Genomic DNA, 14,813 nt, shown 5'->3' on the forward strand with positions numbered 1-14,813 from the left:
CGCCCGCACCGCTCGATCAGCGCGGAAGCTGCTCAGCGCTTCGCGAACCCCTCCGCCTGCTTGCTCTCGTCGGCGACGCGCACCCCGAAGCGATAGGCGAGCTCGCCGCCGAGGTACCCCGAGGCGCCGACGAGGAGGAGTCCCGCGAGGCTGAGCACCACACCGACCGCGATCACGCTGTCATGGCCGTGGTTCGCGCGCACCATCCAGCTGACCGCGAAGATCACGACCGCCGTCAGGTTGAGCACCATGTGCGCCAGCGCCATCCGCTTCGCGCGCGTGCCCGAGGGGATGACGCTGTAGTCGAGCAGGCCGACGACCGCCGCGAGGACGGCGCCCACCACGCCGATCGCGATGAGGACCTGCGCCCCGAACAGCAGCCCGGAGGGGTCCTCGGCGAAGATCGCCAGCACGTCGAAGACGATGCTCGCGATCCACGCGCCGATCGGGATCGTGACGAGGATGGGATGGAACGGATGCCCGTAGGGGCCGGCGAGCACCGTGCGCGGGTGCTTCGCTCGATCGGATGCGGTGGGCTTGGCCATGGCTCCTCCTCCATCGACACCGGGCGCCCTCGCGGCGGCGGTGACCGCTCACCATAGCCGCGACCCCCGGCGCCGTCGAGGGCCCGGTTCCCCCAGGCTCAGCCGAGCCACTCCCGCGCGGCGGCGACGAGAGCGCGGACGCCCGTCGACAGCGTCGGCTCGATGAGCGGTGCGAAGTGCGGCGAGTGGTTCGACGGCACGTCCTCCGGCATGCGGCCCGTCTCGCGCAGGTCGGCGAACCGCGCGGGGTCGAAGCCGCCGAGGAACCAGTAGACGAGCGGCGCGCCCGCCGCGGTCGCGAGCACGCCGACGTCCTCGCTGCCGGCCACCGGACCGGGGTCGATCACGCTGCCCTCGCCGAGCGCCGCCTGCAGCGCGGCGCGCGTCCGCGCCGTCGCGGCCGGCTCGTTGACCGTCAGCGGGAAGCGCTCGACGTAGTCGAAGTCGGGCTCGGCGGGAGCCGCGGAGGCGGCGGACTCGGCGCGCGCGATGCGCTCGATGCCCGCGAGCACCTTCTCCCGCACCGCGGCGTCGAGGGTGCGCACGCTGAGCCCGAGCCTCGCCGACGGCGGGATGATGTTGTTCTTCGTGCCCGCGTGCAGCTGTCCCACCGTGACGACCGCGGCATCCGCCGGCGCGATCTCGCGAGCGACGATGCCCTGCAGCCGCGCGACCACGTTGGCCGCGAGGTAGACCGGGTCGACCGTCGTCTCGGGCCGCGACCCGTGGCCGCCCTCGCCGTGCAGCGTGATGTCGATCGAGTCCGCGGCCGCCATCGCCACGCCCGCGTGCAGCCCCGCGAAGCCGGCGGGGAACGGCGCGACGTGCTGCCCGAGCACGACGTCGGGGACGGGGACCCGGTCGAACAGGCCGTCGGCGACCATCCGCTCGGCACCGCCGCCCCACTCCTCCGCCGGCTGGAAGAGCACCACGAGGGTGCCCGACCAGTCGTCCGCTGCGGCGAGCTCTTCGGCGGCCCCCAGCATGCAGGTCACGTGCACGTCGTGGCCGCACGCGTGCATGAGCGGCACGTCCATGCCATCGGCATCGATGCCCCGAGCCGTGCTGGCGTAGTCCAGCCCCGTCTCCTCGAGCACCGGCAGCGCGTCCATGTCTGCGCGCAGCAGCACCGTCGGCCCGGCGCCGCGCTGCAGCACCCCGACGACGCCGGTGCCGGCGATACCGGTCGTCACGGCGTACCCGAGCGATCCGAGGTGGTCGGCGACGATACCCGCGGTGCGATGCTCCTGGAACGAGAGCTCGGGATGGGCGTGCAGATCGCGGTACACCGCCGCCAGCTCGATGGCCATGGCGCCAGCGTAGGGACCGGCCCGCGCGGGCGCGATGCACCAGTCGCGCACGGCACGGCGGGCCCCCAACCCGCTGTGCTGTACTGAGCGGGTGAGCGATGCGCTCGAGCAGTTCTCCCCCGCGACCCGAGCGTGGTTCGCGGGGGCGTTCCCTGCCCCGACGGCCGCCCAGTCGCAGGCGTGGTCGGCGATCGCGCGCGGAGAGCACACGCTCGTCGTCGCCCCGACCGGCTCGGGCAAGACGCTCGCCGCGTTCCTGTGGGCGCTCGACCGGCTGCAGCGCGAGGATGCGGCGCCGCACGAGCAGCGCGAGCCCGGGGTGCGGGTGCTGTACGTCTCACCGCTCAAGGCGCTCGCCGTCGACGTCGACCGCAACCTGCGCGCGCCGCTCGCCGGCATCGCCGCGCGCGGCCGCGCCGACGGCGCGGAGCCGCCGCAGATCCGCATCGGCCTCCGCACCGGCGACACGCCGCAGGAGGAGCGGCGGGCGCAGTCGAAGCATCCGCCCGACATCCTCATCACCACGCCCGAGTCGCTGTTCCTGCTGCTGACCAGCCGCGCGCGCGAGACGCTCCGCACGGTCGAGACGGTGATCGTCGACGAGGTGCACGCTGTCGTGCCGACGAAGCGCGGCTCGCACCTCGCGCTCAGCCTCGAGCGGCTCGACGCGCTGCTGCCGCAGCCCGCGCAGCGCATCGGGCTCTCGGCGACGGTGAAGCCGGCCGAGGAGGTGGCGTCGTTCCTCGGCGGCCCCGCGCCGGTCACGGTCGTCGCGCCGCCGAGCGAGAAGCGCATCGAGCTCACCATCACCGTGCCGGTCGACGACATGACAGACCTGCGGGGCCCGGCGCGCGAGGAGGCGGCGCCCACCGGCAGCGCGTTCGGCTCGACGAAGCCCGACACGCCGTCCATCTGGCCGCACATCGAGCGCGAGGTGCTCGAGCTCGTCGACCGGCACCGCTCCACGATCGTGTTCGTCAACGCCCGCCGGGCCGCCGAGCGGCTGACGGCACGGCTCAACGAGCTCGACGCCGAGCGGCTCGACGAGGCCGAGGCGGCAGCGGCGCCCGGCGCCGGCGTGCAGGCGGCGGCGGATGCTTCGGCTGGCGCGGCGTCGGCCGGCCGCGCTGGCAGCGGCGTGATCCTGCGCGACGTGGCCGACCACATCCGCCTGCGCCTCGCCGAGCGCGCCGCCGCCCGCGACGCGGCCGGGGCCGACGCCGAGGCGCCACCGCTCGCGCGCGCCCACCACGGCTCGGTGTCGAAGGAGCAGCGCGGCGAGATCGAGGACCAGCTGAAGTCGGGGCGGCTGCGCTGCGTCGTCGCCACCTCGAGCCTCGAGCTCGGCATCGACATGGGCGAGGTCGACCTCGTCGTGCAGGTGGAGGCGCCGCCGAGCACCGCGAGCGGGCTGCAGCGGGTCGGCCGCGCCGGGCACAACGTCGGCGACGCCTCGCGCGGCGTGATCATCCCGAAGCACCGCGCGGACCTGCTGCACGCGACCGTCGTCGCCGACCGGATGGCGCGCGGCGAGCTCGAGCCGATCCGCATGCCGCGGCACCCGCTCGACGTGCTCGCGCAGCAGACGGTCGCGGCCGCCGCGATGGACGAGCTGGTGGTCGACGAGTGGTTCCAGACCGTGCGTCGCGCGGCGCCCTTCGCGACGCTCTCGCGGGGCGCCTTCGACGCGACGCTCGACCTCGTCGCGGGCGTCTACCCGAGCGACGAGTTCGCGGAGCTGCGGCCCCGCGTCGTGTGGGACCGCGATGCGGGCACCATCGTCGGCCGTCCGAGCGCGCAGCGCATCGCGGTCTCGAGCGGCGGCACGATCCCCGACCGCGGGCTCTTCGGCGTCTTCCTCGCCGGGCAGGAGGGCAAGCCGGGCGCGCGGGTGGGCGAGCTCGACGAGGAGATGGTCTACGAGACGCGCAACGGCGACGTCTTCGCGCTCGGTGCCACGAGCTGGCGAGTGGTCGACATCACCCACGACCGGGTGCTCGTCGTGCCGGCGTTCGGCGAGGTCGGCAAGCTGCCCTTCTGGCACGGCGACAACGAGGGCCGGCCCGCTGACCTCGGCGCGTCCATCGGCCGCGCGACGGGCGCGCTCGCGGCAGGCAGCGGCTTCGAGCTCACGCACTCCGACGAGCGCGCGCGCCGCAACCTCGAGGCGTACGTGCGCGACCAGCTCGCCGCCACCGGTGCCGTGCCCACAGACCGGCAGCTCGTCGTCGAGCGCTCACGCGACGAGCTCGGCGACTGGCGGCTCATCGTCCACTCCCCCTTCGGCCGCCGCGTGCACGCGCCGTGGGCGCTCGCCATCGACCGACGGCTGCGCGAGGACAAGGACATGGGTGCCGCGGCGATGGCGTCGGACGACGGCATCGTCATCCGCATCCCCGACTCCGACGCCGATCCGCCCGGCGCCGACCTCATCCGCTTCGAGCCCGACGAGCTCGAGCGCATCGTCGAGACCGAGGCGGGCGGCACCGCGCTGTTCGCGAGCCGGTTCCGCGAGTGCGCCGCTCGCGCCCTGCTGCTGCCCAAGCGCGACCCCGCCCGCCGCGCGCCGCTGTGGCAGCAGCGGCAGCGCGCCGCGCAGCTGCTCGACGTGGCGAAGCGCTACCCCGACTTCCCGATCGTGCTCGAGGCGCTGCGCGAGGTGCTGCAGGACGCCTACGACCTGCCCGCGCTGCGCACGATCGCCGAGCGGCTGCAGCACGGCGACATCCGCGTCGTCGAGGTCGAGACGCCGAGCCCGTCGCCCTTCGCGCACCACTTGCTGTTCGGCTACGTCGGCGCGTTCCTGTACGAGGGCGACGCCCCGCTCGCGGAGCGGCGCGCGGCCGCGCTCACGCTCGACCCGACGCTGCTCGCCGAGGTGCTCGGCACCACGGCGCTGCGCGAGCTGCTCGACCCGCTGGTCGTCGAGCGCATCGAGCTCGAGCTGCAGCGACTCGCCCCCGACCGGCGAGCGCGCGGCGTCGAGGGCGCCGCCGACCTGCTGCGGCTGCTGGGACCGCTGCGCGTCGACGAGCTCGCGGCGCGGCTCGAGGGCGCCGGGGACGCCGCGCTCGATGAGCCGGCCGCCGCAGCGATCGCCGCGGAGCTCGTCGATGCGCGACGTGCCGTGCGGGTGCGGATCGGCGACGAGGAGCGGGTGGCGGCGATCGAGGACGTCGCCCGGCTGCGCGACGCGCTCGGCGTGCCGCCGCCGCCCGGCGTGCCGTCGGCGCTGCTCGAGACGGTGCTCGACCCGATCGGCGACGTCGTCGCGCGGCACGCGCGCACGCACGGACCGTTCACGGTCGAGGATGTCGGCGCCCGCCTCGCCCTCGCGCCCGCCGTCGCGCGGTCGGCGCTGCGGGCGCTCGAGGCCCAGGGCCGGGTGCTCTCCGGCGCCTACCGGCCGGGCGGCTCTGGCGAGGAGTGGATCGACGCGCAGGTGCTGTCGCGGCTCAAGCGCCGCAGCCTGCAGGCGCTGCGCAGCGACGTCGAGCCCGTCGACCACGCCGTCTTCGCCGACCACCTGCTCGCGCACCAGCACGTCACGCGACCCCTCACCGGCAGCGACGGCCTGCTCGAGGCGCTCGACGGCCTCGAGGGCCTGCCGCTGCCGCTCAGCGCGCTCGAGACGCTCATCCTGCCCTCGCGGGTGAAGGGCTACCGGCCGTCGATGCTCGACGAGCTGACCGCGAGCGGCCTCATCACCTGGGTCGGCGCGGGGGCGCTGTCGGGCAAGGACGGCCGCGTCGTGCTGCGGGCGGCGGATGGCGTGGCCCAGCACCGCGACGTCGCGCACGACGATCCCGAGGCCGCAGCGATCCTCGCCGCGCTCGCGGAGGGCGGGGCGCTCTTCGCGCGCCAGCTCGGCGACATGGTGGCGCTCGATCCCGCGCGGCTCGCGGATGTGCTGTGGCCGCTCGTGTGGGCGGGCCGCGTCACGAACGACACCATCGCGCCGCTGCGCGCCCACCTGCTCGGTGCCCGCGCGCGATCGGCGCCCGCACCGAGCCGGCGCGCCTCTCCCGCGAGCCGGCGCCGCATCGGCCTCGCCCGCCCGTCGCGCTCCGACGCCATGCCGCTGCTCGCCGGACGCTGGCTGCTGGCGTCGAGCCCCGCCGGGTCGACGACCGAGCTGGCCGCGGCCACCGCCGACGCGCTGCTCGCCCGCTACGGCGTCGTCACGCGCGGCAGCGTAGTCGCCGAGGACGTGCCGGGCGGCTTCCACGGCGTCTACCAGGTGCTCAAGGCGTTCGAGGAGGCCGGTCACACCCGCCGCGGCTACTTCGTCGACGGCCTCGGCGCCGCCCAGTTCGCGGATGCGCCGGTCGTCGACGCGCTGCGGGCGCGGCAGTCGAGCGGGCCCAGCGATGCGGTCGCCACGGTGTCGACGGTCGACCCGGCGAACCCCTTCGGTGCCGCGCTCCCCTGGCCCGAGCCGCGCGGCGACCACCGGCCGACCCGGCGCGTGGGGGCGCTCACGACCATCGCGGCCGGGCGGCCCGTGCTGCACCTCGAGCGCGGCGGCAAGTCGCTGCTCACCTTCGTCGACGACGAGGATGTGCTCGTGCGCGCGCTCGAGAACCTCGCCGACGCGGTCGCGAGGCTCGGCGGCCGCCGTCGGGTGCTCGAGCAGGTCGACGGGCGCTCCTCGCTCGACGCGGATCTCGCGCCGATGCTCGAGCGGGCCGGCCTGCGTCGCACGCCGCGCGGCTACCGGATCGGCCCGTGATCCGCATCCCCGAGATCCTCAACGTCGCCGGTGGTCGGACGACGCGCCATGGCGCTCGCGCGACCACCCGCGACGTCGAGAGGAAGGCGGGCTGATGCCCGAGGGCGACACGATCTACCGCGCGGCCGTCAACCTGGGCGCAGCGATGGCCGGGCGCGACCTCGTGCGCAGCGACTTCCGGGTGCCGTCGCTCGCGACCGCCGACCTCGCGGGCGAGCACATCGACGAGGTGCGCGCGGTGGGCAAGCACCTGCTCATGCGGGGCGAACGGTGGACGATCCACTCGCACGCCGGCATGGATGGCCTCTGGCACGTGCTCGCACCTGGGAGCCGCGCGCCCGTGCCGGCCCACACCATCCGCGTGGTGCTCACCACCGACCAGCACGAGATCGTCGGCTCGAGCCTGCCGGTGCTCGAGCTGCTGCCGCGTGAGCGCGACCTCGAGACCCTCGCCTACCTCGGCCCCGACCTGCTCGACCCCGACTGGGACGACGCGAAGGCCGCGGAGGCGGCGCGGCGGCTCCGGGCGACGGACGCGCCGGTCGGCGTCGCGCTGCTCGACCAGCACGCCATCGCGGGGCTCGGCAACGTCTACCGCGGCGAGTTGTGCTTCCTGCGCGGCATCCACCCGGTGACCCCGATCGCGCAGGTCGACGTGGAGCCGCTCGTCGCGCTCGCCCGGCGGCTGATGGTCGCGAACCGCGATCGCACGGAGCGCACCTTCACCGGGGATGCGCGGCGCGGGCGGCGCACGTGGGTGTACGGCCGTGGCGGGCAGCCGTGCCTCCGCTGCGGCACGCGCATCCGGGATGCGCAGCTCGGCCTCGAGGACGGCATGCTGCGGCAGGTGCAGTGGTGCCCCCGCTGCCAGCCAGAGCCCCGCCCGATCGGCGAACTTCCCTGAAACACGGGAATTCCAACGACGGACTCGCCGTTCAGGGAAGTTCGGCGCTCGGGCGGTGCACCCGCACCCACTCGTGCATCACGATCGCTGCCGCGGCTGCGGCGTTGATCGAGCGGGTGGAGCCGAATTGGCGGATCGCGACGTGCGCGTCCGCGGCGGCGATGGCCGCATCGGTCAGCCCCGGCCCCTCCTGCCCGAACAGCAGCACGCAGCGCTCCGGCAGCGGCGCCGCGTCCACGGGCATCGAGCCGGCGGTGTTGTCGACCGCCACGATCGGCAGCCCCGCCTCCCTCGCCCACGCGACGAGCGCATCCACGCTCTCGTGGTGCTCGATCCGCTGGTACCGGTCGGTGACCATCGCGCCCCGCCGGTTCCAGCGGCGCTTGCCCACGATGTGCACGGTGGATGCGGTGAACGCGTTGGCGGTGCGCACGATCGATCCGATGTTCAGGTCGTGCTGCCAGTTCTCGATCGCGACGTGGAAGGGGTGACGCCGCGACTCGAGGTCGGCGACGATCGCCTCCATCCGCCAGTAGCGGTAGCCGTCGACGACATTGCGCCGATCGCCGAGCTCGAGCAGCTGCGGGTCGAGGCGTGGGTCGTCAGGATGCTCGCCCTGCCAGGGGCCGACGCCGACCTCGAGTTGCGGCTCGTCGGCTGGCTCCATGCCTCCAGGCTACGGGCGCGGGATCAGACGATGATCCCGGTGATGTGCTGCTTGGGCGGGGCCGGCGCGGCCGCCCGAGGGCTGGTCGGCGCCGGCTCAGGTCGCGCGCTGAGCGAGCGGTACGCGGCGGCGAAGCCCCACCCGAGCGCCAGGCCGACCGCCCACCACGGGTCCCCCGGGAGGTCGGGCATCTCGAGCTCGGCCTCCGCTGCGGCAGGCGTGGGGATGCGCTCCCCGGTGACGATGATGCGGTGGCTGTTGACGCCGAGCGGCGTGCACGTGACCAGGCTCACGAGGTCGCGGCCGATCTCTGGCATCAGGAGGTCGGTGTCGCCCGGCTCGATCACCTGCACGTCACGGACCTCGTAGGTGAGCACCTCGCCGTAGACGTCGACCTGGAAGATGTCGCCGACGACGACGTGGTCGAGGTCGTTGAAGAGCACCGACTCGGGCAGTCCCCGGTGGCCGGTGAGCACACTGTGGGTGCCCTCGCCGCCCACCGGCAGCGCCGAGCCGAGGAGGTGCCCGATGCCGCGCCGCAGGGTCTCCTCGTCGGTGCCGTGGTAGATCGGCAGGTCGACGTCGATCGCAGGGATGCGCACGCGCGCCATCACCTCGGCCGGGCCGAGGTCGAGCTGCTCGCGGTACGCGGCGACGATCGCGCGCTGGTCGCTGAGCGGCGTGCCGCCATACGGGTCGATGAGCGCACCACCGGTGAGCGTGGCGTTGTACTCGCGCGCCGCGGCGAGCTCCTCGAGTCGACCCTCGGGACCGAGCTCGTCCATCACCTCGGTGTACTCGCTCACGCGCTGGGACTGCTCGAGCAGCGAGAACCAGCTCGCGGCCGACGGGTAGAGCAGCACGCTGACCCCGAGCATGACCATGAGCGCGACGACGAGCGAAGTGCCGGAGCCCCGGCGCCGTCGGCGCCGAGCTGCGGGCGACGAGGCCGGCGCAGTCGGGGCGATCAGGGTCACGAGGGCTCCTTGGAAGGGGTGAGCCCCGTGGCGGCGGTGGACCGCCACGGGGCTCAAGGGGTGTGGATCAGGCGTCCTGCTCGGCCTTGCGGCGACGCAGGAGGGCGAAGCCCATCGCGCCGGCGAGGAGACCGAAGCCGCCGATCATGAACGCGGCCTGGCCCGAGCCACCGGTGATGGGGAGCGCGTAGGCGGGCACCTGCGTGTTGGCCATGGAGACCTCGAGCTCGTCGGACGTGCCAGGCATGACCTTGACGACGGTGCGGTCAAGCGGCGCGGCCGGCAGCTGGAAACCGTCCGGCGCCTGGATCTCGACCACGGTGTAGTTCGAGCCCGTCGCCGTCGTCCGGAGTCCCGGGATGACGATCATGCCGTTCTCGTCGGTGGTGAACTCATCGCGCATCGTGCCGTCGATGTTGACGCTCACCCGCTGGCCGTCCGCGTCGAGCACCACGAAGACCGCGCCCTGCAGCGACGTCTTCGCGACGGTGTCGTCGTGCTTGAAGATCTCGATCGCGCCCCAGTAGGAGGTTGCGGTCGTCGAGTCGACAGCGGTCCTGTTCACAGTCACGGTCGCGTCGTTGTCGATGATGCCATCCGTGCCGACGGAGGACACCGCGGTGTCGATCGTCACCACGACGTTCGCGCCTCGGTTCGCCACGAGCGCGGCGATGCCCGAGGGCTTGAAGTCGACGGCAACCGTCCGCGCGGCGCCGGTCGGTCCCGAGAGCGAGTAGTCGGTGCCGGCGACGAGCGTCGTTGAGCCGACCGTGACGGTCACCGGCGCCGTGCCGACGAGGTTCAGGCGAGGGTCGAGGTCGTCCGTGACGGCGTACGTGTCGACCTCGGTGCCCTGGGTGGCCATCGGCACCGGCGAGGTGATGGTCCAGGTCAGGGTGTCGCCCAGCCCGACCTGGTCGAACTCCTCGACCTGCTTGACCACGTGCGTCACGGTGTTCTTCGGGTACACGTGCACGCCGTAGAGCCACTCGTTCTGGAAGGGCTGCGGCACGACCACAAGGAAGGGCTCCGCCGGGATCACGACCTGGTCAGCGCCTGCAGCTGCGCTCGGCAGGCCGGTCTCCTGCACGAGGTAGACACCGAGGTCGAGGTCCGCGAACGTCGCGTTGCCGTCCGCGTCGGTAACGCCGGTCACGGCATCGCCGAGCACGTGGCCGCTGCTGGCCGCCTGGACGTCGGCTGCCGTCAGGGCGTCCGAGCCACTCAGGAGCGCCCAGGTGCTGTTATCGAAGACATCGAGGCTCGTCACCTGCTGGATCTGGAAGGTGACGCCCGGCACCGGGTCGATACCGGCGAGCGCCGCCTCCTCGAGCTCGGCGCCTGTGCCCACAGCGCCGACCGCGACCGACTGCTCGAGCTTGTGGACGAAGATCGTGCCGGGAGTGTCAGCGTCGATGTTGGGCGCGGCGGATGCGGGGAGCGCGCCGCCGAGGACGGCGACGGTCGCGATCGCGACTGCGCCGAAGCCTGCGGCGACTCGCGCCGTCATGCTCTTCTTCGTGGATGCCATGGTGGCGGTTCCTTCCTGGAGTGATGCAAGAGATCGCTGGGGAGTGATCCGGTCGGGGTTGGTCATGAGGAGGGCCTTCGTTCGGCGCATCCGGGTGCGGATGAGCAGGAGTGCGGCGAGCAGCAGGAGGGCGCTGCCGCCGAAGAGGTAGGCGTCGGCGCCGACGCCACCGGTGAGCGGGAGTGTCAGCGCGGGGACGGGTGCGTTGACGAAGCGGTAGACGTGGTGCTCGCCGGCCGGCACCTGGACCGATCCCGGCTTCGAGACCGGCTGCCAGCTGCCGTCCGGAAGCTGCCGCTCGACCCGGAGGCCGAGGGAGGCGTAAGCGCTCGTCTCTGTGAGCGCGTAGACCTGCCCGGGGCGCATGTCGATCCGGTTCGCGGCCGTTCCGGTCGTCACCTCGGTCTCGCTGCCGGGGACGGTGGTGCCCGAAAGCGTTGAGTGGACAGGGGCAACCGGGGTCGCCGTGAGGTTGAACATGCTCGCTCGCAGGGCGCCGCCGCCCTCGATGTGCTTGAGGAGCGTCAGGCGGCTCGTGACGTGCTTGACCTCGCACGAGACGTGCGTACCCCCCGGCACTTGCACTCTGCCGCCCACTACCTCGACCGCGGTGCTGGTCCCGGCAACCGTGCAATTCCACGGCCCTGCCTGCGCGTAGGTCTCGGGGCCGCCGGCGGTGTCGAGCGAGTACGGCCGGTCGGCCGTCACCACGGCGGTCGCTGAGGGCGAGCCGGTTGCGCCGGCGGGTCCGGCGAGGCTGCCGGTCGGACCGGTCGCGGTGAGCTGCCATGCGGTCCCGGCCGCGTCACCGAATGCCACCGTGTTGACGAGGGTCAGCTGCGAGGGGCGCAGGCGGTTGATGAAGCGGCAGTCGATCTTCGAGCCGGGCTGGACGCCCTCCAGCGTCGTGTCGCTCGCGGTCGTCAGCTGCACCGTGGTCGTAGCGCCGCCAGGGGGCGTCACGTCGCACGCTCCGCTCACGAATACGTGAGTGCGCTGCGGGACTTCCGAGATCGCCAGGTTCGCCGTGACACTGCCGCTGTCGTGCCGCAACGTCCATCGCGCCGCGCCGTCGGCGCCAGTCGGTTGCGTGGCCTGTGCCGGAGTGGAGGTCACGCCGGTGTTCGTCGCGTATGCCTCAACGCTCCAGGCTTGACCGGGCTGCGGGTTTTCGCCTGCGGCGTCCAGCACGATCTTGCGGACGGTGACGATCGTGACGAGCGGGGTCAACGTCACCACGCAGTCGACTGCGGCGGTTGGCATGGTGAACGATCCGCCCGCCGCGGTCGCGGTCACGGGGATGGGCGTCTCTCCGCTCGTGCATGCGATGGTGGTCGCGTAGTCGGCGGCGTTGCCGCCGAGCGCCGTGCGCTCGATGGCGAACTCGCGGGTCGCACGCACCGGCAACGGGCCGATCGAAGCGGGCGTAGCCGCCGTCGTGGTCGATGCGAGCGCGAACGTGCCGGCGCGGAGCTGAACGCGGAACTCGTCCGCCGGAGCGACGCGGCCGGCCACGACGGCCCGGACCGTCAGAGTGGGCGGTGTGAGGCAGCTCGCAAGATCCACACTGTCGGCGCTCCCCACTCGGAGCGCGTTCGTGACTACGCCCTCGGCGGCCCAGGTGCTTGGGTCGAAGCGCGAAGCTCCCGTCGAGGTGCCAAGGACGACGCTGCCATCTGCGTCGAAGGCGACTCCACTCATTCCGAGCACGCCCTGCAGCTGCCCCGAAACGAACGGGCTGCGCGCGAGGGCGGCACCAGGCGTACCTGTGAGCGCCGCGGCGGGCACGGTGAACGCGCTCACGCGATCACCCTGGCTCTGCACCACGCTCAGATTGCCCGCACGGTCGAACGCGATATCGCCGCTGCCTGCATCCATCGGGGTGTCGACCCTGCCGACGAACGACGATGCCCTGGTCGTCGCGTCGAACCGGTGCAGGCGGAACTGCTGCGTTGCGCCGACGGTCATGAAGCCCCCGAAGTAGTAGCGCCCGTCCAGGGGATTGACGGCTCCGGCGACTACCGCGCCGAGTTCCTGTGACGCGTACGAGGCGATGCTCTCCCAACCGTCGGTCTGCGTGTATCGCAGGATGCGAGGTTCCGTCGTGCTGCCGCCCTCGAGTGCGTACATGGCGCGTCCGTCGTGAGCGATACCAAGCGCGTCGACGCCTCGCGGCGACTCGGGCCATCGGCCGAACATGCTCACTGTCGCCCCGGGTCCACGCCCACTTACTTGCCGGACGGTGCCATCAGCGAGGAGCGAGTAGAACGTGCCCGAAGTGCACAGCAGCGGTTCCCGCACCTCCGGCGCGACCTTGCGCACGCGGAAACTGGCGAGCCCAACAACGTCCTCGTCCTTGAATCCCCTCGTTGAAACGGGCAGCTGGCTGACGAACTGGTAGCCCGTGGGCGCTGTGCGCGGCGTGACGATGTAGCTGCGAGTCCCATTGCCCGGTGCGCGAATCTGGAACTCGCCGCCATCGGGGTCGAGGTCGCCGCATCCCGTCGCACTGCAGTCACTAACGATCGGGTACGGAGCGGTAGCGCCCTGCAGACCCTCGACCTCGAACGTCGCTCCCGCGACGAGATTGCCCTGCTCGTCCTCTACCGCCCAGTGGATCGAGGGACGCAGCTTGTCGTCCTGGGGCTGGCTGCGCGGCGCGCCAGCGGCGATCGCGGACGTGCTGCTCGAAACCGTCTGCCGCGCGAGAGGTGTCGCTTGAACCGGCGCGGCGGTCTGCGCGCCCACGACAGCCGGCGCGGGTAGTGCCGTGGGCGTCGGGACGGCCGAGGGTGCTGGTTCAGCGCTCGGCACGGGTTCGACCGTTTCGACCGGAGCAGCGGATGCGGCGGGAGCGGGCTCCACCCCTGCGACTGTCGGTTCCGCGGTCTCGAGCGGCTCAATGACGGCCGCGGCCGCAGATGTCATGCCAGCGAGCGGCGACAGCGGGACGAGCACTCCCCCGGCGACCGCGAGCACGACGGCAACGACGACGGATCGCGCCGATCGTCGTGCTGCGAGCGGGCGGAAGCGCATGGAGGAGGTCCTTGAGGGGTGGATTCCGCCGGGACGTCGATGACCCGGCCAGAACCTCCGACGCTATTGAGGGGATCTCAGCAAACTTGCCTGGAGCGCACAAGGAATCCTCAAGTTCGCTTGAGCGACCCTCAGGGTCCGGTCAAGGTCATTCAAAAACGAAGTAAACACACTGTTCACATTGCCGTCACATGCCGCGGCATGTGCGCGCGTAGCCTGAAGCCATGCGCACCAGAGCAGACATCGAATGCTGGCTGACCGACATGGACGGCGTGCTCGTGCGCGAGGAGCGCCCGCTGCCGGGAGCCAAGGAGCTGCTGGAGCAGTGGCAGGATCGCGGCGTCGAATTCCTCGTGCTGACGAACAACTCCATCTTCACGCCGCGCGATCTCTCGGCGAGGCTGCGCGCATCCGGCCTGGTCGTCCCCGAGGAGCGGCTGTGGACGAGCGCCCTCGCCACGGCTGACTTCCTGCACGACCAGATGCCGGGCGGCTCGGCCTTCGTCATCGGCGAGGCGGGGCTCATCACCGCGCTGCACGACATCGGCTTCACGATGACGGAGTCAAAGCCCGACTACGTCGTGATCGGCGAGACCCGTTCGTACTCGTTCGAGGCGATCACGAAGGCGATCCGGCTCATCTCTGGCGGCGCCCGCTTCATCTCCACGAACCCCGACGCGACCGGGCCGAGCGCCGACGGCCTGCTGCCGGCGACGGGCGCGATCAACGCGCTCATCACCACCGCGACGGGGCGCGTGCCGTACATCGTCGGCAAGCCGAACCCGATGATGTTCCGCTCGGCGCTCAACAAGATCGGCGCGCACAGCGAGACGACCGGCATGATCGGCGACCGGATGGACACCGACATCATCGCCGGCATGGAGGCCGGGCTGCACACGGTGCTCGTCATGACGGGCATCTCCGACCCGGCGCTCGTCGAGACCTACCCCTTCCGGCCGGACGAGCTGCTGCAGGGCGTCCACGAGCTCGTCGAACAGGCTCCGGTGGAGTCCGAGCTCGACGAGGTGCGCGCCGACGTGTGACTCTCAACCGGCCAGTTGGTCCTGAAGGGGCACTATCCCCTCGCGCGACCAACTACCCGGTTGAGAAC

The 14,813-nt window shown here is 72.5% G+C and carries 8 protein-coding genes; 3 read left to right on the forward strand and 5 right to left on the reverse strand.

Going from position 1 to position 14,813, the window contains the following annotated elements:
* Positions 1 to 32: 32 nt before the first annotated feature.
* Positions 33 to 545 (reverse strand): DUF2231 domain-containing protein, encoded by a 513-nt coding sequence (locus ACLQ21_RS03415; RefSeq protein ID WP_425661490.1) that lies wholly within the window; start codon positions 543 to 545, stop codon positions 33 to 35.
* 98 nt (positions 546 to 643) lie between these two features.
* Positions 644 to 1,855: an amidohydrolase gene (locus ACLQ21_RS03420; protein ID WP_425661492.1), complete on the reverse strand. Its 1,212-nt coding sequence runs from the start codon at positions 1,853 to 1,855 to the stop codon at positions 644 to 646.
* A gap of 91 nt (positions 1,856 to 1,946) precedes the next feature.
* Between ACLQ21_RS03420 and ACLQ21_RS03425 the strand changes: the two genes are divergently transcribed.
* Positions 1,947 to 6,587 carry an ATP-dependent helicase gene (locus ACLQ21_RS03425; protein WP_425661493.1) on the forward strand — a complete coding sequence of 1,547 codons (4,641 nt, stop codon included), beginning with the start codon at positions 1,947 to 1,949 and terminating at the stop codon, positions 6,585 to 6,587.
* 94 nt (positions 6,588 to 6,681) lie between these two features.
* Positions 6,682 to 7,491 (forward strand): DNA-formamidopyrimidine glycosylase family protein, encoded by an 810-nt coding sequence (locus ACLQ21_RS03430; RefSeq protein ID WP_425661495.1) that lies wholly within the window; start codon positions 6,682 to 6,684, stop codon positions 7,489 to 7,491.
* A gap of 31 nt (positions 7,492 to 7,522) precedes the next feature.
* Here ACLQ21_RS03430 and ACLQ21_RS03435 read toward each other — a convergent pair whose 3' ends face one another.
* The 3 genes from ACLQ21_RS03435 to ACLQ21_RS03445 form a co-directional block, all read right to left on the reverse strand.
* A complete protein-coding gene (locus ACLQ21_RS03435; protein ID WP_425661497.1) occupies positions 7,523 to 8,158 on the reverse strand; it encodes a TrmH family RNA methyltransferase in 636 nt (211 codons plus the stop codon).
* Between the two features lie 23 nt (positions 8,159 to 8,181).
* The gene (locus ACLQ21_RS03440) at positions 8,182 to 9,135 is read right to left on the reverse strand and encodes a class C sortase (RefSeq protein ID WP_425661499.1); all 954 of its coding nucleotides are present in this window, start codon (positions 9,133 to 9,135) and stop codon (positions 8,182 to 8,184) included.
* A 67-nt stretch (positions 9,136 to 9,202) separates the two neighbouring features.
* Positions 9,203 to 12,634, reverse strand: a complete 3,432-nt coding sequence (locus ACLQ21_RS03445) for a SpaH/EbpB family LPXTG-anchored major pilin (protein ID WP_425661501.1) — start codon at positions 12,632 to 12,634, stop codon at positions 9,203 to 9,205.
* A 1,292-nt stretch (positions 12,635 to 13,926) separates the two neighbouring features.
* On the opposite strand from ACLQ21_RS03445, the gene ACLQ21_RS03450 reads away from it, so the two are divergent.
* Positions 13,927 to 14,745, forward strand: coding sequence for an HAD-IIA family hydrolase (locus ACLQ21_RS03450; RefSeq protein WP_425661503.1), 819 nt, complete (start codon positions 13,927 to 13,929; stop codon positions 14,743 to 14,745).
* Positions 14,746 to 14,813: the final 68 nt, after the last annotated feature.

Origin of the sequence: Agrococcus sp. DT81.2 (assembly GCF_049844935.1) — a bacterium.
Lineage (GTDB): Bacteria > Actinomycetota > Actinomycetes > Actinomycetales > Microbacteriaceae > Agrococcus.